Raw genomic sequence first — 17,783 nt, 5'->3', positions numbered from 1 at the left:
GGAAGTCATGACCGCGAACCCGCAGAACCTCGCCCTCGAGCCGGCCGCACTGGCGTTCGCCGAGGCCACCGACCAGCCGCCGTACCTGTACCAGCTCCCGCCCGCCGAGGGCCGGAAAGCGGTCGACGGCGTGCAGGACGGTGATGTCGAACTGGCGCCCGCCGACATCGAGACGCTGACTGTCCCGGGTGGACCGAACGGGGACGTCGAGGTCCGGATCGTGAAGCCGCAGGGCGTCACCGGGCCGCTGCCGGTGCTCGTCTACATCCACGGGGCCGGCTGGGTCTTCGGCGATTTCCACACCCACGAGCGGCTGGTGCGCGAACTCGCCGCCGGAACCGGTGCGGCAGTGGTTTTCCCGGAATACAGCCGTTCGCCTGAGGTTCGTTACCCCGTCGCGATCGAAGAGAACTACGCCGCCGTGAAATGGGTTGTCCAGAACGGTGCGGAGAAGGGGCTCGACACGACGCGGATCGCGATCGCGGGCGACTCCGTCGGCGGAAACATGACCGCGGCGCTGACGCTGATGGCGAAGGAGCGCGGGGACGTCAAGTTCCTGCAGCAGGTGCTGTTCTACCCGGTCACCGATGCGTCCTTCGACACCGAGTCGTACACCAAGTTCGCCGATGGCTACTTCCTCAGCCGCGAAGGCATGAAGTGGTTCTGGGACCAGTACACGACCGACGAGGCGCAGCGAGCCGAGATCACCGCTTCGCCGCTTCGCGCCACTGTCGAACAGCTTGCTGGACTGCCCCCGGCGCTCGTGATCACCGGTGAAGCGGACGTCCTTCGCGACGAAGGCGAGGCGTACGCCGCGAAGCTGCGTCAGGCGGGTGTGCCGGTGACGGCGGTTCGGTACCAGGGCGTGATCCACGACTTCGTGATGGTGAACGCTCTTCGGGAAACGCACGCCGCGGAAGCCGCGATCACGCAGGCGATCACGGTGTTGCGTGGCGCATTCGGCAACTAATTAGGGACGAACGGGCAATCCTGAGGTTTTGCTGAGTTTGCTGGGGCCATTCTGGCGTGATCGACGTCACGTGATCACAACGGGAATGGCCCCTCAAACGTATCTAGAGCAGCGGGTCCCGCCTTCCGGGCGCGCGATCGGTCCTGGAGGTTCCCGTGCACCTGAGCCAAATCAGGTTGGATTCGCCCGTCATGCTCGCGGTGATCGGCGTACTCGCGCTCATCGCGGTCGTCTCCGTCCCGTGGTTCTGGGACAAATGGCGCAAGCGCAAGCAACTCGGCCGCAGTGCCACGGTGCTGGTCGCGCTGTGTCTCGTGATCGTCACGCTTGGCTTGACCGGCAACATGATCGGCGGATTCTTCCCGACGCTCGGCTCGCTGCTCGGAACCGGCGCGTTCGCCGCCGAGGGGATCGACGTCGAGGGCGGCGACAACGGGGTGGATCTCGGCCGGGCGCGCGACCTCGGGGTGGCGCACGCGCGGGTCGGCAAGGGGACCATCGCGCACGTGACGGTGACCGGAAAGCGCACCGGCCTCACCCGCGACGTGACGGTTTACCTTCCGCCGCAATACTTCCAGCATCCGTACAAGGCGATGCGGTTCCCAGCGATCACCTGGATCCCGAACTATCCCTCCGGTCCGGAGGTCACTACCGCCCCGATCGGGTACCACCTGCCCGAGCAGCTTGACTCGGCGATCTCGAAGCACCTGCTGCCGCCGGTGATCGTGCTGATCCCGGACCCGACCGGAACGCCGAAAATCGGCCACGACACCGAATGCGTCGACGAGGTCAACGGAAGCCCCAACGACACCTATCTGTCCGCGGACGTCCGGGACTGGGCGATTCAGCGCCTCGGCGTCAATCCGGACCGGCGGGCGTGGACGATCGCGGGCTGGTCGTCCGGCGGCTACTGCGCGCTGAATCTCGTGACGCGGCATCCGCAGTGGTACGCGCAGGCGGCGAGCGTCAGCGGATACGAAAAGGCGCAAGTGGACGGCGAAACCGAGAATCTTTTCCGCGGCCGCAAGGACATCGAGGACGCGAACAACGTCCGGATCAACGTCCGGCTGCACCCGGCTCCGCTCGAACTCCTCGCGATTTCCGGGGAGAAGGAACAGAACGAAAGCCGTGCGGTCGACCAGATGCGCGCGGCCGCGCAGCCTCCGGTGCAGTTCACGACGTGGCGGATTCCGGACGCCGGGCACAACATGAACACGTTCAAGGCGCAGCTGCCGGACGTCCTGTCGTGGATCGGGCAGCGGATCCCGGGGCCGTCCGCGCCCGCGCACCAAGCCGACGTGACCGGCGGGGTGAAGCCGTGGCCGCTGCCGAAGACGGGCGCGCGGGGCGCGCTGGCGGAGGTGGAGCAGTGACGGTTCAGCGGATCCCGGGAAGGTGCTTGACCACCTCGGTGACCTGAGCCGAGGCGGTTTCGTAGCTGACCGAGCGGGGATTCTCGGTGAGGACGGTGACGATGTACCGGTCGTCGTTGACGAGGCCGGTGGTGTGCAGGATGCGCCCGGGGTTGCAGCAGGACCAGCCTTGTTTGACGGCCCAGTGCGCGTCGCCGAGCGCGTCCGGGATGCCGAAGTACTGGCGGAAGCCGTCGGCACCGTTTTCGGTGGCGCCGCGGAGTCCCCGGAGAATCGTGTCGCGCTGCTCGGCGGGTGCTTTGTCCATCAGGTAGCGGTAGACGCGCGTGATGTCGGCGGCGGTGATTTCCGTGTCGCCCCACCGTCCTGGGTTTCTCGGCGGCTTGGTTTCGGTGAGGCCCATCTCCGGCACGGCCGCGCGGACGATGCTGGTTTGGCCGCCGGATACCCACAGCTTGCTGGCGGTGTCGTCGTCGCTGCGGGACAGCATTTCCCGCACAGTGGCCGGACTGGTGCCGCGATCGAGCGCGTCGAAGGCGATCAGGATCTTCACCAGCGACGCGGAGGTGTAGTGCCGGTGCGCGTCGAGGGAGACCGGGGTCGTTTCGGTGCTGCGGTCGTAGACGACCACGCTGACGTGCCCTTGGGGGACGAGCGCGGGGAGTTCGGCGGCCTGCTGGGGCGCGGCGCTGCCCGTGCTGTGTTTCGGGCTGGCGCCCGGGGTGCCCGGGTCGGTCGACGCGGCGAGGACGCTGGACCCGGATGCCGGACCGGCCGCGGTGATCACCTGCCGGTACGGCTCGGCCGTGGTGACGAGGAACGCGATGACGGCACCGAGAATCATGCCGGCCAAGAGGAACGTGTTCGTCCTGCGCATGACCCGAGTTCCCCGATCACCCGATCAGGGTTCGCCGAATCAGGTGGGTTTGTGGGATGGGTCTCCGTACTGGCCGGTACGCGTGACGGTCGGGAGGGCTGCGGGCAAGCAGAGCTGGTTCGGTTTCCGGAGACTTCAGCCGCGCCGCTCCAGCCCCGCTTCACGTCCGTGAGGGCCACCTTGGGGGACTCTGATTCCCCCAGGGTTCCCTTCACGGACCGCAGTGGGCCTTTGAACCGGGCGGACCGTGGGCATTGGGGCTGGGGTTCGGCCGGTCAGACCACGGTGAGCCGGTCCACCAGCAGTTCGATCCGCAGGTCGGTGAACTCCCTCGGCTGCCGTCCGGCGCGGGTCAGGGTCGCGATTCCGTGCAGGGACGCCCAGAACAGCTCGGTGAAGAGGGCGGGGTGGACGCCGTCTCCAGCGACCTCGCCGAGGGTTTCCCGCAGGGCGGCGAAGGCGTCTTTCAGCGGTTCCGGCGTGTCCTCCTGCGCGAAAGCCAGGCCGCCGTCGAGCTGGAAGATGGCGTCGTAGACCGCTTGATGGCGCTCGGCGAAGTCGAGGTAGGCGCGGGCGAGGGCGGTGACCCGGGCACGCGGGCCGTCCGCGCTTTCGGTGGCGGCTCGCAGCGTGGCGGCCAGTTCGGCGGACCCTTCGAGGGCGACGGCGCCGATGATCTCGCGCTTGCCGCGGAAATGGCTGTAGAGCACGGGCTGGCTGTACTCGATGCGCTCGGCGAGCTTACGGGTGGTGACCGCGTCCCAGCCCTGCTGCTCGGCGAGTTCGCGGGCCGTCGCCACGATGAGCCGCTCGCGTTCCGCCTGTTCGCGCTGCTTGCGTTCCTGGACCGACATGAGCTGACTCTAGCACTGCTAGACAAGAGAGCGGCAGTAGATCTAGCATCGACTCATTCGCTAGCGACGCTAGATCCTGGGAAGGTCATCATGCTCAGCGCACTTGAGGTCTGCACCATCGTGGTTGTCGGCGTGATGGTGGGGGTGGAGTTCTCCGTCGCCTTCGTCATGAACCCGATCTTCGACGCGCTCCCCGACGACAGCGCCCAGCGCGCCCGTTCCCACGGCGGCCGGATGCTCGGCGCGGTCATGCCGTTCTGGTACTTCGGATCGCTTGCCCTGAGCGCGATCTGGGCCGTCGCCGCGTGGAGCGACCCTGGTGCCGGACTGGTCGTGATCGCCGCCGGGCTGCTGGTCGTGAGCGTGGCGATGTCGATTCTGCTGCTCGTTCCGATCAACAACCGGGGCAAGACGTGGACCCCGGAGAACCGGCCCGCGGACTGGAAGGAGCAGATGCGCCGCTGGGACCGTTACCACTACGTCCGCGTCGCGGTCCTCATCGCCGCGTTCGCGCTGCTCGCCGCCGCGCTGGGTTGATTGCTGCTCACCTGTCTCACGTGCCCCGGCTGCCTCGTCGAACGGCCCGGATTCGGGTTTCGGGCCGGTTTGACCGGGGGTATTCCTTCAGGGTTGACCCACCGTCACCTCGGTACGGGAAGGACTGGAGTCATGGTTCGTGCGCACGGAGCCCGCGTTCGGGTGGAAGGGCTGCAGCCCGCGCAGGTGCTGGCCGTTCTGCTCGGGGTCCTGTTTCTCGCCTACGGCATCGTCGGGCTCGTGAAGTCCGGGTTCGGGGACTTCACCGGACAAGGTGTCACCTTGTGGCGGTTTTCCGCCAATCCGCTGAACAACGTCGTCCACGTCGTGACCGGGGTGATCGGCCTGCTGCTGGCGCTGGGTTCCGGCCGCGCGCGGACGTTCGGCTGGCTGCTCTTCATCGGCTACGGCGCGCTGTTCGTCTGGGGCCTGATGCTCGCCGGGACGATCACGGTCAACCCGGTGTCCGGCCTCGGCAACCCGCTCAACCTCGCCGACGCCGACAACTGGCTGCATCTCGGCATCGCGGTACTCGGCCTGCTGACCGCGGTTCTCCCGGCGCGCCACGGGGTTCTGCTGCCGGAGGACGACGAGCCCGCCGACGTCGACACGGCCGCGCCGCCGCATCGGCCCGAGCACGGCGGGCACGGCTTGGCCCACTGAGATTCTGTCCACAGTGGAATAACTCGGGATCGCTCGCCGGACCTGCTCCGGCGGCGATCCCGTTTATTCGCTGGGGTTCTCCAATGCCCGGTCTACCAACCGGCCCGCCGCGCCAACGTAGTGCGCAGGGTCCACGAGATCGGCCAGGGTCTCGGCATCGACGACAGCCGTGATCTCCGGAGTGTTCGCCAGGATCTCCGCCAGGGAACGGTTTTCTTCGATCGCCCGGCGGGAAGCGGTGCCCAGCAAGTCCTTCGCGCGGGCCTTGCCCACCTTCGGTGCCAGCGCGGCGGACAGTCGTTCCGAGACGATCAATCCGTTGGTCAGCGCGAGGTTTTCTCGCATGCGATCCGCGTGAATCGTCAAGCCGCGCACCAGATCCACGGTCGTGTGGGTGGCTCCGCCGGTCAGTCGCAGGCATTCGCGCAGCAGTTGCCACTCGGCTTGCCAGACGCCCGCCGAACGTTCGTCTTCAGCCAACCCGGATTGCGTGACCCCGGCGGCCAGCACCGGTACCTGCAATGCGGCCGACCGGATCAACGCCGACTGGACCGGGTTTTGCTTGTGCGGCATCGCCGAAGAACTGCCGCCGGCCGCCTCGGTCGCCTCGCCGATTTCGGTACGGGCCAGGACCTGGACGTCGACTGCGATTTTCCCCAGCGCCGTGGTCACCCCGGCTAGGACGGAGACCAATTCGGCTATCGGAGTGCGGTCCGCGTGCCACGGCAGAATCGGTGCGGTGAGCCCGGTTTCCTCGGCGAAGGCGGTGACTAGACGTTCGGCGTAGTCATCGGTGCCGTCGCCGTACTGGACGTACGCGGCCAACGTTCCGGCTGCGCCGCCGAGGGACACCGGCAACCGCAGCGAAGCCACCCGGCGGGCGGCTTCCTGGATGCCCTGCCGCCAGATCGCGGCCTTCAGCCCGAAGGTCGTCGGGACCGCGTGTGCGGTGAGGGTCCGTCCGGGCATGACGGTGTCGCGGTGGGCGCGCGCCACTTCGGCGAGGGCGTGCGCGATCACCGTCAGGTCCGCGCTGATCAGCCGGAGGGTGTTGCGCGCGACGAGCATCATGGCCGTGTCGACGATGTCCTGGCTGGTGGAGCCGCGGTGCACGAAGTCCGCGACGTCCGGGACCTTGGCCGACAGCGTGCGCACCAGGCTGACCACCGGGTTTCCGGTCGCACGCGCGTCGCGGGCCAGCTGGACGACGTCGAGGCCGGTTTCCGCCAGCTCCCGCGCGGCGACGGTGATGTGCTCGGCCGCCTTGGGAGGCGTCGTGCCGAGCCGCGCCTGCGCCCGCGCGAGTGCGGCCTCCGCCTCCAACAGGGCGGCGGCGAAGGCCCAGTCCCCGGTCACAGCTTCAGCCGGGGTTCCGGCGCGCACCGGGGAGAGGAGGCCGGAGTCGGGATCGGCGGTCATGTCGTCCAGCATCGCACGCCTAGTGGAGTGGGGTGGAACGGTTGCTGGTCGCTGTGGTGGGCGGGTCCATTTCGGAGGGATCGTGGCAGGTGTGGGCGCGTTGGCTGGTTCGGGTGTGGGTGGGCCGGGTTGCCGGTCGCTTTGGCTTGGTCGCACCGGCTGGTTGGGGCGTGGGTGCCTGTCGTGGGCTGGGTTGCTGGTTGCTTCGGCGTTCTTGGCCGCTGCAGGCTGAGCTGCCAGTCACCTCGGCATGATCGCGCCGAAACGACGAGCCACGTCGCTCCATCACCTCCACTTCGGACTCAAGCCCCGAGCACCAGTCACCTCACCGTCCCGTAGCTCCGTCCGTCACCTCGCGCAGCAGGTCGGCGTGGCCGTTGTGGCGGGCGTACTCCGCGATCATCGACACCAGCATCCACCGCAGCGAGAACGGTTCTCCCGTTGTCTTCACCACGCCCTGGGCGTCCAGCGACGGCGCGGCCGCCAGGATTTCCCGGCTGCGGGCGCACTCCGTGTGCCATCGCGCCAGTGCCTCGTCGAAATCGCCGTCCAGGCGGTCGAAGTCCTCGTCCGGGTCGTCGTCCGAGTAGTGCAGCAGCGGGACGTCGTCGCCGGCGAACTGGATGCGGAACCACCATCGTTCGCAGCTCGCCAGGTGCCGGACCAAACCATGCAGGGACATCGTGGACGGTGGTACCGCGCGCGTGGACACGGCTTGCTGGCTTAGGCCGGAACACTTCAGCGCGAGGGTTTCGCGGTGCCACTCCAGGTAGGCGACGAGCGTCTCGCGTTCGTCGGCGAGGCGGGGGATCGGCTGGCGGTCGCTTTCGGCGACTTTGGACAGATGCTTCGGGGTCTGCGTCATGAGACGAGCGTCTCACCCGCCACCGACAATTTTCCGGGAGCGGCGGCACGGGAGAACGTCCGCGTGCAGTAGTGGGCTAGCCCACATAGCGGGCCCGGGTAGCTGGCCCGGCCGGTTCTGTCGATGCGGAATTCAGGTGAATTCCGGTGTCGATCAGCACACTCAGACACGGTTTCCGGCCGGTGTTGTCGCTCCGTCAGAGGTATGGTGATCGGCATTCCGGGGATTAATCTTTTGGACGGCCCACGTCGGCTCCTGGGCCGGACGGCGGTAGTGCGACAGGGCCGAACGCACTAATGAAACGGTGAATAGGGCGCCATGGTCGGAGCGAGTGTGCCGATGGTCGATTCGTCGATGTACAGCCACGCCGGTGGTCAACTCGACCGGCTTTGCCGGGCGGTGGGATTCGACCCGGAAGAACGTCGTCACCTGGATCTTCTCCGGTTGTTGCTCGGGGAGTCCGGGGAATTGACCGTCGATGCTCCGGCGCAGTTCCCGTGCAATGTGGCGGACGACACCACGCCCGTTGAATTCTCGGTCGCATTCGACGCCAATGGCGAATGTGTGGTAAGGGTTCTCGGCGAGACCGTCGGGGCTTCGGATCCGCGCGAGTTCCTCGCTCAGGTGGCCGGCGAGTACGGCCTGGTCACCGACCGGCTGGACGCCGTCGCCGACCTCTTCCTCCCGCACGACGAGCGGCGCGGGCCGTTCACGCTGTGGTACTCGCTGATCTTCCGCAACGGGGCCGCGCCGCGGATCAAGGTCTATCTGAACCCGCAGATCAGCGGTCCGACCATGGCGGATTCCCTGGTCAGCGAGGGGTTCCGGCGGCTGAACCTTGGCGAGGCGTTCGACCCGGTGGTCAAGCACGCGCTGCGCCGCGGGGAGCGCGACAACTTCACCTTCTTCGCGCTCGACCTCGACGACGACCCGCTGTCCCGGGTCAAGGTGTACGTCTCGCACGACGCCGCCGAGGCCGAGGACGCCGTGCGCGCGGGGCAGCTGGTGCCCGGCGCGGACCCGATGCTGATCCGGGAATTCCTCGCTGTCCTCGGCGGCGGAAAAGGGCCGTTCGAGGGCCGTCCGCTGGTTTCCAGTTATTCGTTCGTGGAAGGGATGGGCGGGACGCCGGGAAACTACAGTCTCTATCTCCCCATTCGGAGTTACGTCCCGGATGACGAAGTGGCCAGGGCGCGCGTGCACGCCATTCTCGCGCAGTATGACTTCGACCCGGAACAACTGGACAAAGCGCTGGCAGCGGTTTCGGAGCGGCCCCTGCGCGACGGCGTTGGATTGATCGCGCATGTGTCGTTGCGAATGGGCGAATTCGGCTCCGGAATCACGGTTTACCTGTCCTCTGAGGCTTATGCGGTCGCGCCGCCGAGAAAACGGCCGGTGCTCGGCCGGATGACCTGACGCGGTAGTTTTCGGCAGTCACCCACAACTGGAGGAATTACCCTGATGCGGACCTTCCCGCCGTACCGCGCCCAAGTCGTCACCGAAATCCCGGTCACCACCCGTGCCGAACGGGAGCAGGCGCTCGCCGCGGCGGGCTACAACGCCTTCAACCTGCCCGCGAACAAGGTCAGCATCGACCTGCTCACCGACTCCGGCACCGGCGCGGTCTCGACCCGGCAGGAGGCCGCCGCGGTCGCCGCGGACCGCTCGTACGCTGGCTCGGACTCGTTCTACCGCTTCCGCGACGCGCTGCGCGAACTCACCGGATACCCGCACCTCCTGCCGGTGCACCAGGGCCGCGCGGCCGAGCGCGTGCTGTTCTCCAGCGTGCTGGAGAGCGGCCGGATCTCGGTCAGCAACACGCATTTCGACACCACCCGCGCGAACGTCGAACTGCTCGGTGCCGAGGCGATCGACCTGCCGTGCGCGGAGTTCGGCGACCTCGACAGCCTCGAACCGTTCAAGGGCAACATCGACCTCGACGCCCTCGAACGCCTCTTGACCGGCCCGGACGGCAGCCGCGTCGGCCAGGTGCTGCTCACCATCACCAACAACGGCGGCGGCGGACAGCCGGTCTCGATGGCCAACCTGACCGCGGCGGCGAAGCTCGCGCGTACGCACCGGGTGCCGGTTTTCCTTGACGCCGCACGGTTCTCGGAGAACGCGTGGCTGGTCATCCAGCGCGAAGCGGGCTACGCGGACAAGACGCCGCGTGAGGTCGCGCAGGAGGCGTTCAGCCTGGTCGACGGCTGTGTCGCGAGCCTGAAAAAGGACGGCATCTCGCCGATGGGCGCGTTCATCGGCCTGACCGACCCGGAACTCGCGCAGCGCTGCGAAACCAACCTGATCGCCACTGAGGGCTTCCGCACCTACGGCGGGCTCGCCGCGCACGACCTCGATCGTGTCGCCAAGGGCCTGCAGGAAGTCGTGGACCCGCACTACCTGGCCGCGCGCGCCGCGGAGGCAGCCCGGCTAGCGAAGCAGGCCAACGACGCCGGTGTGGACATCGTGCAGCCGCCGGGCATCCACGCGCTCTACCTCAACGCCGGCCGGCTGCTGCCGCATCTGTCCGCCTCCCGGTTCCCCGGCCACTCGCTGGCCTGCGAGCTGTACCTGGCGGGCGGAATCCGTTGTGTGGAGCTGGGTTCGCTCTACCTCGGCACGCTCGACGAGCAGAATGAGCTGGTCACCCCGGCCCCGTTCGAGCTGGTCCGGATGGCGCTGCCGCGGCGCGTGTACAACCAGGGCCACTACGACTACGTGGCCGGAATCCTCGGTGACATCGCGGCGAACCCGGAGAAGGTGCCGGGCTACCGGATCGTCGAGGCACCGAAGATCCTGCGCCACTTCAATCTCCGGATGGCTCCGGTCCACTAAGGACAGAACGCGAACGAGGGGGCTCCCCGCGCCGGGAACCCCCTCGCTGGTCTCTCCTCCGGTAGTGCCCCAATGTGGCATTGGGTGCATGGGACGCACCCAATGCCACATTGGGTGCGCAGGATGCACCGAACGCCACATTGGGGCGGTCGCGGCGCCGGGTCAGGCGGGCTGCGGGACCACCGTCATCGCGTGCTTCACCAGCCGGATCAGCGCGATCTTGCTCGAATCGCGCTGCCGCGCGTCGCACATCACGATCGGCACGCCGTCGGGCACCACGAGCGCCTCGCGGATCTCGTCCGGGGTGTAGCGCGGCGCGTTGTCGAAGCAGTTCACCGCCACGACGAACGGGATCTTCCTCCGCTCGAAGAAATCGACCGCCGCGAAGCTGGTCTCCAGCCGGCGCGTGTCGACCAGCACGATGGTGCCGATCGCGCCGCGCGCCAGGTCGTCCCACATGAACCAGAACCGTTCCTGGCCCGGAGTGCCGAAGAGGTACAGCACGTGCCGCGGCGAGATGGTGATCCGGCCGAAGTCGAGCGCGACCGTGGTGGTCTTCTTCTGCTCGACGCCGGACAGGTCGTCGACGCCGGTGCTCGCCTCGGTGAGCACCTCCTCGGTGGACAGCGGCGGGATTTCGCTGACCGAGGCGACCATAGTCGTCTTCCCGGCGCCGAATCCGCCGGCGATGATGATCTTGACCGGCGTCGGTACCGACGCCGCGGCGTCGTCAGAGCTTGATGAGGCCATCGAGAACCGCCTGGAGAGTTTCGTGGTCCGGCGCCTGGGCCGGCTGACGGGACGGGGCGCGGGTGATGACGAGGCCGCGGTCGATCAGGTCCCCGCACAGCACGCGCACGACGCCGAGCGGCAGCTTCACGTACACCGCGATCTCGGCCACCGACAAGGGTCTGCGGCACAGCTGGGTGATCGCGAGGTGCTCCGGGCCGAGCCCGACCGGGTCCGATCCCTGTTGCAGGGTCATCACCTGGGTGGAGAGGTCGAGCTGGTGTTCGGACGGGGTGCGCCCGCTGGTGATCGTGTACGGCCGGACCAGCGGTCCGGCGGCCTCGTCGTACCAGCCATCCTCAGTCACGTCGCCTCCCGCAGCAGGTTCGCGGCCTCGCGCGGCGCCGACGCCAGGTAGTCGCCCACGCGCTTGACCAGTCGGTTCATCTCGTACGCGATCATTTCGACGTCGATGTCCGCGCCGGCGAGCACGGCGAGGCACGCGCCCTGCCCGGCGGCCGACACGAAGAGATACCCGCGCTCCATCTCGATCATGTTCTGCAGCACCGGCCCGCGGTTGAACTGCCTGCTCACCCCTTTGGCGAGGCTCTGCAGGCTCGACGCGATGGCCGAGAGCTGGTCCGAGTCGTCCTTGCTCATCCCGGACGACTTGCCGAGCAGCAGGCCGTCGGCGGACAGCACGATGGCGTTCTGCGCGCCGACGACGCGGTTGACGACGTCGTCGAGCAGCCAGTTGAGATCGGGGGTGGAGTTCCCGTACTCGTTCATGCGGACAGACCCTGACTTTCGGTGTGGTGAGGTGTGCGGTCGTTATGACTCATTTTGCCCGCCTCGCGCCCGGCGGGTGCCCTTGTGGAACGCCATCAGCGTCCGCGCGGTGGTCTCGCCCGCGTTGGTGACGTCCGCTTCGGCTGCGGCGTCCGGGTCGTCGTGCAGCTGGGCGACGAGATTCTGCTGCGGCTGCCTGCGCGGGAGCCGGGGCCGGTCGTCGCCCTGCAGCCCGCTGAGGTCCGGTTCCGCGGCGCGCGGCGCGGCCGGGACGTCCGGGATCTGGCCCGCGGACGGCGGGTACGGCTCCGGCGAGGTCCGCGGGCTCGGCGTGGGCAGCGGCCGGGCCGGGTAGGGCCGCGGCGTCGGCTGAGGCGCCTCCGGGGCGGGCCGCTGGACGGCGCTTTCCTGTGCTGGCGCGCCGACCTGGGCGAGCGCCGGAGCCTCGTCGGGTTCGGGCGCGTTCGCGTCGGCGAGGTGGCTCGACGGGATCAGCACGGTGGCCCGGGTGCCGCCGTAGCGCGACGGGTCGAAGGTGACCGTGATGCCGAGCCGGGAAGCCAGCCGTGCGACCACGAACAGGCCGAGGCTGGAGTCCGCGCGCAGCGCCATCGCGTCGAATTCGGGCGCGTCGGCCATCATCGCGTTGGCCCACTCGCGCACGCCCTCCTTCATGCCGAGCCCCTGGTCGGACACGTCGACCACGACGCCGCGGGCGACCATCCGGCTGGTCACCTCGACCTGCGAACCGGGCGGGGAGAACGACGTCGCGTTGTCCACCAGCTCGGCGACGAGGTGAATGGTGTCCGCGACCGCGGTGCCGACGATCGCGACGTCCGGCACCTGTTCGACCTGCACCCGCGAGTACTGCTCGGTTTCCGAGACGGCCGCGCGCAGCACCTCCATCAGCGAAACCGGCTTGCGCCAGCGCCGTCCGGGCTGCTTGCCGCCGAGGATGATCAGGTTCTCCGTGGTCCGCCGGGCCCGCGCGGCGAGGTGGTCCAGCTGGAACAGCGACGCCAGCTGGGTCGAGTTCTCTTCGCGGCTTTCCATTTCGTCCAAGATCTGCAGCTGCCGGTGCACCAATACCTGGTTGCGGTGGGCGATGCCGAGGAACACGTTGTGCACGCCGCTGCGCGCCTTCGCCTCGCTCGCGGCCGCGTTGACCGCGGTGAGCTGCGCGGTGTTGAACGCCTCGGCCACCTGGCCGATCTCGTCCCGGCCGTGGTCCAGTTTCGGCAGCTCGGCCTCGATGTCCACCGGATCGCCGCTCTTGAGCCTGCCGACGATGTTCGGCAGCCGGTTGCGCGCGAGGTCGAGCGAGTCGTTGCGCAGCCGTTCCAGCCGCGTCATCAGGGTCCGGTCGACGAGCGAACGCGACACCCGCACCGCGACGATGATCGCGGCCAGCGAGGCGAGCAAGGCCACGATGCTGCCGATGATGGCGTTGCGCAGCTGCTCGTTCCCGGAATCGATCGCGGCGGCGGAAACCTGGTCGGCCTGTTCGATGGTGAGCTGGGTCAGGCCTTGGGCGACCTGTGCGGTCAGCGCGTGCCAATCGCCTGCCGAGACCGGCACATTGCTCTGGTCGCTGCTGGTCCATGGACCGTGCTTGATCAGCGAGTCCTCGGCCGCGTTGAGCCGTTTCCACGCGTCGCTCGCGGACAGCTGCTCGTAGTGCTGGCGCACCGCCGGTTCGAGGAACGGCGAGATCTGCGCCAGCTGCGTGCGGTAGTAGCCGACGAGCTGGGAGAACTCGACGAAGTCGTCCGGCGCGAAGTTGTTGCCGGAGAACGCCGCGGACACCAGCGACGTCTCGCGGGACATCAGGTCGCCCGCGCGGAAGAGCGAGGTCGCCGAGATGGCTCCCTGGACCGCGGTGGCGTCCGGGACGATGCGCGCCTGGGTGTCGAACAGCGTCGCCGCGGAGTCGAGGACGCCGTTGTAGTAAGCGTTTACCTGCGCGCGGTTGATGCTGCGGAAGTTGACCTGCGAGCGCAGCACCGGCAGCTGGTCGAGCTGCGCCTTCAGCGTGGTGACCTTGCTGGCGATCTCGTCCGGCGCGCTGGAAATGGTGGCCGCGAAGGCTTCCTGCAGGCCCTTCAGCTTGCCGTCGCTGTCCTGCTCCTGTTGCTGCAGCTGCTGCGGGCCGGAGCTGGGGCTGTCGAGGTACTGCAGGGCGAGCTGGCGTTCCTGCTGCAGCGACGACAGCGCGGTGAGCGCGGGGATCGACACGTCACGCACCGAGCCTGCGACGAGCCGCACGTACAAGCCGTTGATGAAGAAGGCCGTCGCCAGCACCGCCCACAGCACGAGCAGGGTGATGCTCGGGATCAGGACCGTCCGGGTGAGCCTCTTCCGGATCGACTTGTCGTACGCCTTGCCGGGATCGTCCTTGTTCTCCACGATGATTCACGAACTCCTGGGTCACCCTCGGCGAGAGTGCGGACACGGCCGGGGAAGCGGACACGCCAGTGGGTGCGAGTGGTCCTCGTCACGGAAATCTCGGATACACCCTTCGTAGGCCCACCGAACGGAACAGCCCCGGTTTCTATCACGAACGAGGGCCGCGTGGTTCCGCTGATCGAGCAGCCGAACGTCGTCTTGACGACGGTTACCGAACGTAGCGCCGAGTTCCCCCGGCATTTGTCGAGGCCCTGGCCCCGGCTGCGGTTTTCGGACCAGCGGGCTGGGCTGAATGAGTGATTCAAAAAGTGGCCCGACACTCATTCAGTGTTCCGTGGGGTGGAACTGTCGGCGAATGGACATGTCGACAACTACTGTCCATAGTGGACTAATGGCTGATCCTCGGCGTCGGCCCGAGGAACGGGAGCAGCTCGGTGCCGTCCTGGAGCGCGGAGAGGGTGCGCAGGACTCCGGCGCCGCCGGTGGCGACGTCGGCGGACAGTCGTAGCAGGCGAGTGCCGGGGAAGGCAAGGCCGCCGCGGAACGGGACCGCGTACCACGAAAGCCGCGTCAGGTGCCGGTCGATCGCGTCCTGGGTGCGCCGGTCCGGGGTGCTGCTGAACGCCAGCCCGGCGGCGAGCCCGCAGCGGCCGTTGAGCAGTCCGGGATGGAGCGCGAACTCCCCGCGGCACGCGACGCGCAGCGCGGGCAGGCTGCGCGCGGCCTTCGCGTCGAGGCGATAGCGCGCCAGCTGTTCGGTGACGATCAGTATTCCGGCGCTGCCGATGCCCGCGCCACGGCGCGAGCCCCGATTGCCGTCGCGGACCGGCAGCGAGCCGTCCAGTGCCGGGACGCATTCCTCCAGATCGCGTTCGAGCGCCTGGTCGGCGAACGACAGCCAGGCCGGTTCGCCGGTGCGTTCGTAGAGCCGCAGGAACAGCAGCGCCGGGCCGGACCAGCCGTACAACAGCCCGGCCTGCGCTTCCGCGCCGGGCGGCTCGGCGGTGTCCAGCGCTTCGGCGAGCCGGATGCCGATGTTCAGCGCCTGCCTGCCGAACTCGTTGTCACCGCGGGTGGCGGCGAAGTGCAGCCGGGTCAGTCCGATGCCCGCCAGGCCGCTCGCCAGGTTGTGGCAGACGGTCTGTTCCACCAGCGCGCGGGAGGCGGCCAGCAGGCTGCTGGCGGCCGTCCGGTAGCCGAATTCCTCCAGCACGTAAGCGATTCCGTGACTGCCGTCGAAGAAACCCGCGCGGCTCGGCTGTTCTCCGTGGATCGCGTCGAGGAGCCATTGCTCGTGTTCGGGGAAGCGGCCGGCGCCCGCGACGTGCAGCGAATGCAGGACGCCCGCCGCGCCGGTGCCGAAGGTCGCGCCGCCGACGCGGAACTGGTCGATGTCGCCAGGGAACAGCCGGTCCCGCCGATCCGGGGTCGCGGAGGCGAGCAGTGCCTCGGCGATCTGCTTGCGCACCAGCGGCCAGTCCGGACGGGGTTCGTCGAGTTCGGTGTGCGCGGGCTCGGTGTGCGGCGCGATGCTGTCGGCGTAGCCCTCGGGCAGCGAGAACCGGCGTTCGGTGAGTTCGGCGGCCCAGCGGAGGCGCTCGGGCACCAGGTGATAGAGCGGGGCCAGCGGCAGGAAGAGGCGCAGCCGCAGGGCGGTCTCGTCGCGGTCGAAGCCGGTCAGCGAGACGGTTCCGGCGCTGTCGACCAGGATGTTGTGCGGATTTTCGAGCACGACGCCGCGTTCGCGGGCTTCGGCGACGATGCGGTCGACCTGCGCCAGCACCGACAGCGCCTGCCTGCGGTAGGCGGCGAGGTCGGCTTCGGGGCAGTCGCGGCGGGTGAGCGGGTAGTGCCGGGTGAGCCAGACGTCCAGCGGCAGGCCGGGCCGGTATTCCCGCACCAGGTAGTGGCGTTGCCCGGCGACGTACGCGTGGACCTTCGGAATGCCGCGGATTCCGGCGAGCCGCTTGAGGAGGTCGTGTTTGCGTTCCAGTCTCGCCACGGCGTCGACGCCGTCGCGGTCCAGCCCGGTGTAGGGCCAGGCCTCTTCGACGAGCACCTGCTCGCTGCCGCGTTCGGCCAGGTAGACGGCGGTGCCGTGGGCTTGCCGGACGACCTCGGCGACCGGGTGCGGCGGAACCGGCGCGTCGGTGTACTCCGCGACGCAGTCCGGGATCCGGACCCAGTCCGGCACCGAGAAGTCCGGGCCCTGGTGCTCCGGTTCGAGCGCGCTGCTCGGCCTGCGGATCGCGGGCACGCGGGCGCCGGCGTGCTCGGTCCACAGTTCGGCGAATCCGCCATAATGCACGTGAACCGGGCATTCTCCGCAGCGAAGCGCGCCCTCGATATCGGGTCCGGGCTCGCCGGTGAGGAGTTCGGAAAGATCATCGAGGATCCGGTCGAGCGTGTTGTTGTCGGGCGGATAAATAGTCGCGATCGCACCGCTTCCGGATGTGGTCGGGTATTCCGCATTGTGATCGAGGAAAATCGAGCGGGAACGCAGGTGCCGGTGGTGCAGTCCGCGGTCCAGGCAGTACTCGCGCACGCGGTCCAGTACCCGCGCGGCGTTGCCGGGGGCGGCGGAAACCTCGACAGCCCAGCCTTGTTCGGGCACTGTTTCACCAGTTGGGTGGAGGAAGCGCCAATGTCCGCGCTCCTCGATAGTCCACAATGGACTCTTCGGGACGGCGGCCAGGTCGTCGACGGAGATTTCCCGCCGGCGGTCGAAGAACCACGGATCGGCGAGGCAGAATGCCTCGTGCCGGACGTTCATAAAAGTGGATCCTTCCGCGTGCGCGCCATCCGGTTCTCCGGCGACGGAAACTATTCCCGCACAGCTTCGACGTCGCGCCAATCCGCCAATTCAGCGTTCGGCGGACCCGAGCGGGGCGAGGATAAAACCGGATCTCGCCGACTGAGGGTGATTCCCCGTCGCCCGGTCGAGCGGGATTTCCCTGGCATTCGGGAATTGACGTAATGCCAGCGACCCGTTCCGGTGAACGTGGTCCCGGCCACGCCGTCGGCCCCTCGCCCGTCCGGGGCGGCGGACCGGGCGGGTACGTTGAGCTCGGCGGGCAGAAGGAGGAACGGGTGATCTTCGGGTTCGCGATAGCGGTGGCCGGGTGCGCGCTGCTCGTCGCGCTGTGGAGTTTCGTCCAGGCGGCGCGCAAGCGGCTGCCGGACACCCCGCTGCTCGTCGCGCTCGCGGTGATCGAGGTGCTGCTGGTCGCCCAGCTCGTGATCGGGGTCGTGCTGCTCGTCGGCGGGCACCATCCGGGCAGCCTCGCGACCTATCTCGCCTACCTGATCGGCTGCCTCGTCGTGCTGCCGGTCGGCGTGGCGTGGGCGCTGGCCGAGCAGAGCCGGTCGAGCACGGTCGTGCTCGGCATCGCCTGCCTGGCCATTCCGGTGATGGTGCTGCGACTGAACGAGGTGTGGAGTGGAGCAAGCGCGTAAGACGGCCACC

General features: G+C 68.4%; 16 protein-coding genes. 7 read left to right on the top strand and 9 right to left on the bottom strand.

All coding sequences use genetic code 11. From position 1 onward, the window contains the following. Positions 1–7: 7 nt before the first annotated feature. Together ACFSVL_RS07280 and ACFSVL_RS07275 are read left to right on the top strand one after the other, a co-directional pair. Positions 8–970 carry an alpha/beta hydrolase gene (locus tag ACFSVL_RS07280; RefSeq protein WP_378301618.1) on the top strand — a complete coding sequence of 321 codons (963 nt, stop codon included), beginning with the start codon at positions 8–10 and terminating at the stop codon, positions 968–970. A gap of 155 nt (positions 971–1,125) precedes the next feature. Further along, complete coding sequence (locus tag ACFSVL_RS07275; RefSeq protein WP_378301616.1) at positions 1,126–2,343, top strand: alpha/beta hydrolase; 1,218 nt, start codon at positions 1,126–1,128, stop codon at positions 2,341–2,343. 4 nt (positions 2,344–2,347) lie between these two features. Here the strand turns inward: ACFSVL_RS07275 and ACFSVL_RS07270 are convergent, their stop codons facing one another. Together ACFSVL_RS07270 and ACFSVL_RS07265 are read right to left on the bottom strand one after the other, a co-directional pair. Beyond that, a complete protein-coding gene (locus ACFSVL_RS07270) occupies positions 2,348–3,220 on the bottom strand; it encodes a hypothetical protein (protein WP_378301614.1) in 873 nt (290 codons plus the stop codon). 275 nt (positions 3,221–3,495) lie between these two features. Next, positions 3,496–4,074: a TetR/AcrR family transcriptional regulator gene (locus ACFSVL_RS07265; protein ID WP_378301612.1), complete on the bottom strand. Its 579-nt coding sequence runs from the start codon at positions 4,072–4,074 to the stop codon at positions 3,496–3,498. Positions 4,075–4,164: 90 nt separating this feature from the next. On the opposite strand from ACFSVL_RS07265, the gene ACFSVL_RS07260 reads away from it, so the two are divergent. Both ACFSVL_RS07260 and ACFSVL_RS07255 read left to right on the top strand, forming a co-directional pair. Continuing rightward, complete coding sequence (locus tag ACFSVL_RS07260; RefSeq protein WP_378301610.1) at positions 4,165–4,611, top strand: anthrone oxygenase family protein; 447 nt, start codon at positions 4,165–4,167, stop codon at positions 4,609–4,611. Positions 4,612–4,743: 132 nt separating this feature from the next. Continuing rightward, positions 4,744–5,274 carry a DUF4383 domain-containing protein gene (locus ACFSVL_RS07255; protein ID WP_378301608.1) on the top strand — a complete coding sequence of 177 codons (531 nt, stop codon included), beginning with the start codon at positions 4,744–4,746 and terminating at the stop codon, positions 5,272–5,274. Between the two features lie 63 nt (positions 5,275–5,337). Here ACFSVL_RS07255 and ACFSVL_RS07250 read toward each other — a convergent pair whose 3' ends face one another. Beyond that, positions 5,338–6,693, bottom strand: coding sequence for a class-II fumarase/aspartase family protein (locus ACFSVL_RS07250; RefSeq protein WP_378301606.1), 1,356 nt, complete (start codon positions 6,691–6,693; stop codon positions 5,338–5,340). A gap of 325 nt (positions 6,694–7,018) precedes the next feature. Continuing rightward, complete coding sequence (locus ACFSVL_RS07245) at positions 7,019–7,558, bottom strand: DinB family protein (protein ID WP_378301604.1); 540 nt, start codon at positions 7,556–7,558, stop codon at positions 7,019–7,021. 318 nt (positions 7,559–7,876) lie between these two features. Between ACFSVL_RS07245 and ACFSVL_RS07240 the strand changes: the two genes are divergently transcribed. Continuing rightward, positions 7,877–8,974 (top strand): tryptophan dimethylallyltransferase family protein, encoded by a 1,098-nt coding sequence (locus tag ACFSVL_RS07240; protein ID WP_378301602.1) that lies wholly within the window; start codon positions 7,877–7,879, stop codon positions 8,972–8,974. A gap of 45 nt (positions 8,975–9,019) precedes the next feature. Then, positions 9,020–10,393: a tryptophanase gene (locus tag ACFSVL_RS07235; protein ID WP_378301600.1), complete on the top strand. Its 1,374-nt coding sequence runs from the start codon at positions 9,020–9,022 to the stop codon at positions 10,391–10,393. Positions 10,394–10,555: 162 nt separating this feature from the next. On the opposite strand, the gene ACFSVL_RS07230 is transcribed toward ACFSVL_RS07235, so the two are convergent. The 5 genes from ACFSVL_RS07230 to ACFSVL_RS07210 form a co-directional block, all read right to left on the bottom strand. After that, positions 10,556–11,143, bottom strand: coding sequence for a GTP-binding protein (locus ACFSVL_RS07230; protein WP_378301598.1), 588 nt, complete (start codon positions 11,141–11,143; stop codon positions 10,556–10,558). After that, complete coding sequence (locus ACFSVL_RS07225) at positions 11,124–11,489, bottom strand: DUF742 domain-containing protein (protein WP_344287831.1); 366 nt, start codon at positions 11,487–11,489, stop codon at positions 11,124–11,126. The genes ACFSVL_RS07230 and ACFSVL_RS07225 overlap by 20 nt, the downstream gene beginning before the upstream one ends. Then, a complete protein-coding gene (locus ACFSVL_RS07220) occupies positions 11,486–11,911 on the bottom strand; it encodes a roadblock/LC7 domain-containing protein (protein ID WP_009071597.1) in 426 nt (141 codons plus the stop codon). Before ACFSVL_RS07220 ends, ACFSVL_RS07225 begins: the two co-directional genes overlap by 4 nt. A gap of 42 nt (positions 11,912–11,953) precedes the next feature. Beyond that, positions 11,954–14,317, bottom strand: a complete 2,364-nt coding sequence (locus tag ACFSVL_RS07215; RefSeq protein ID WP_378301596.1) for a nitrate- and nitrite sensing domain-containing protein — start codon at positions 14,315–14,317, stop codon at positions 11,954–11,956. 388 nt (positions 14,318–14,705) lie between these two features. Continuing rightward, a complete protein-coding gene (locus ACFSVL_RS07210) occupies positions 14,706–17,090 on the bottom strand; it encodes a class III lanthionine synthetase LanKC N-terminal domain-containing protein (protein ID WP_378301594.1) in 2,385 nt (794 codons plus the stop codon). 317 nt (positions 17,091–17,407) lie between these two features. Between ACFSVL_RS07210 and ACFSVL_RS07205 the strand changes: the two genes are divergently transcribed. Next, complete coding sequence (locus tag ACFSVL_RS07205) at positions 17,408–17,773, top strand: hypothetical protein (RefSeq protein WP_378301592.1); 366 nt, start codon at positions 17,408–17,410, stop codon at positions 17,771–17,773. The last annotated feature ends 10 nt before the right edge of the window (positions 17,774–17,783 follow it).

The organism is Amycolatopsis silviterrae, from assembly GCF_042684085.1.
Lineage (GTDB): Bacteria > Actinomycetota > Actinomycetes > Mycobacteriales > Pseudonocardiaceae > Amycolatopsis > Amycolatopsis silviterrae.
This window is presented reverse-complemented; position numbering and strand designations above follow the sequence as displayed.

Excerpts from the sequence above, each read along its gene's own strand:
- ACFSVL_RS07250 (WP_378301606.1), bottom strand. The coding sequence starts at position 6,693 with ATGACCGCCGATCCCGACTCCGGCCTCCTCTCCCCGGTGCGCGCCGGA.
- ACFSVL_RS07220 (WP_009071597.1), bottom strand. The coding sequence starts at position 11,911 with ATGAACGAGTACGGGAACTCCACCCCCGATCTCAACTGGCTGCTCGAC.
- ACFSVL_RS07235 (WP_378301600.1), top strand. The coding sequence starts at position 9,020 with ATGCGGACCTTCCCGCCGTACCGCGCCCAAGTCGTCACCGAAATCCCG.
- ACFSVL_RS07210 (WP_378301594.1), bottom strand. The coding sequence starts at position 17,090 with ATGAACGTCCGGCACGAGGCATTCTGCCTCGCCGATCCGTGGTTCTTC.
- ACFSVL_RS07265 (WP_378301612.1), bottom strand. The coding sequence starts at position 4,074 with ATGTCGGTCCAGGAACGCAAGCAGCGCGAACAGGCGGAACGCGAGCGG.
- ACFSVL_RS07230 (WP_378301598.1), bottom strand. The coding sequence starts at position 11,143 with ATGGCCTCATCAAGCTCTGACGACGCCGCGGCGTCGGTACCGACGCCG.
- ACFSVL_RS07255 (WP_378301608.1), top strand. The coding sequence starts at position 4,744 with ATGGTTCGTGCGCACGGAGCCCGCGTTCGGGTGGAAGGGCTGCAGCCC.
- ACFSVL_RS07240 (WP_378301602.1), top strand. The coding sequence starts at position 7,877 with ATGGTCGGAGCGAGTGTGCCGATGGTCGATTCGTCGATGTACAGCCAC.
- ACFSVL_RS07245 (WP_378301604.1), bottom strand. The coding sequence starts at position 7,558 with ATGACGCAGACCCCGAAGCATCTGTCCAAAGTCGCCGAAAGCGACCGC.
- ACFSVL_RS07270 (WP_378301614.1), bottom strand. The coding sequence starts at position 3,220 with ATGCGCAGGACGAACACGTTCCTCTTGGCCGGCATGATTCTCGGTGCC.
- ACFSVL_RS07280 (WP_378301618.1), top strand. The coding sequence starts at position 8 with ATGACCGCGAACCCGCAGAACCTCGCCCTCGAGCCGGCCGCACTGGCG.
- ACFSVL_RS07260 (WP_378301610.1), top strand. The coding sequence starts at position 4,165 with ATGCTCAGCGCACTTGAGGTCTGCACCATCGTGGTTGTCGGCGTGATG.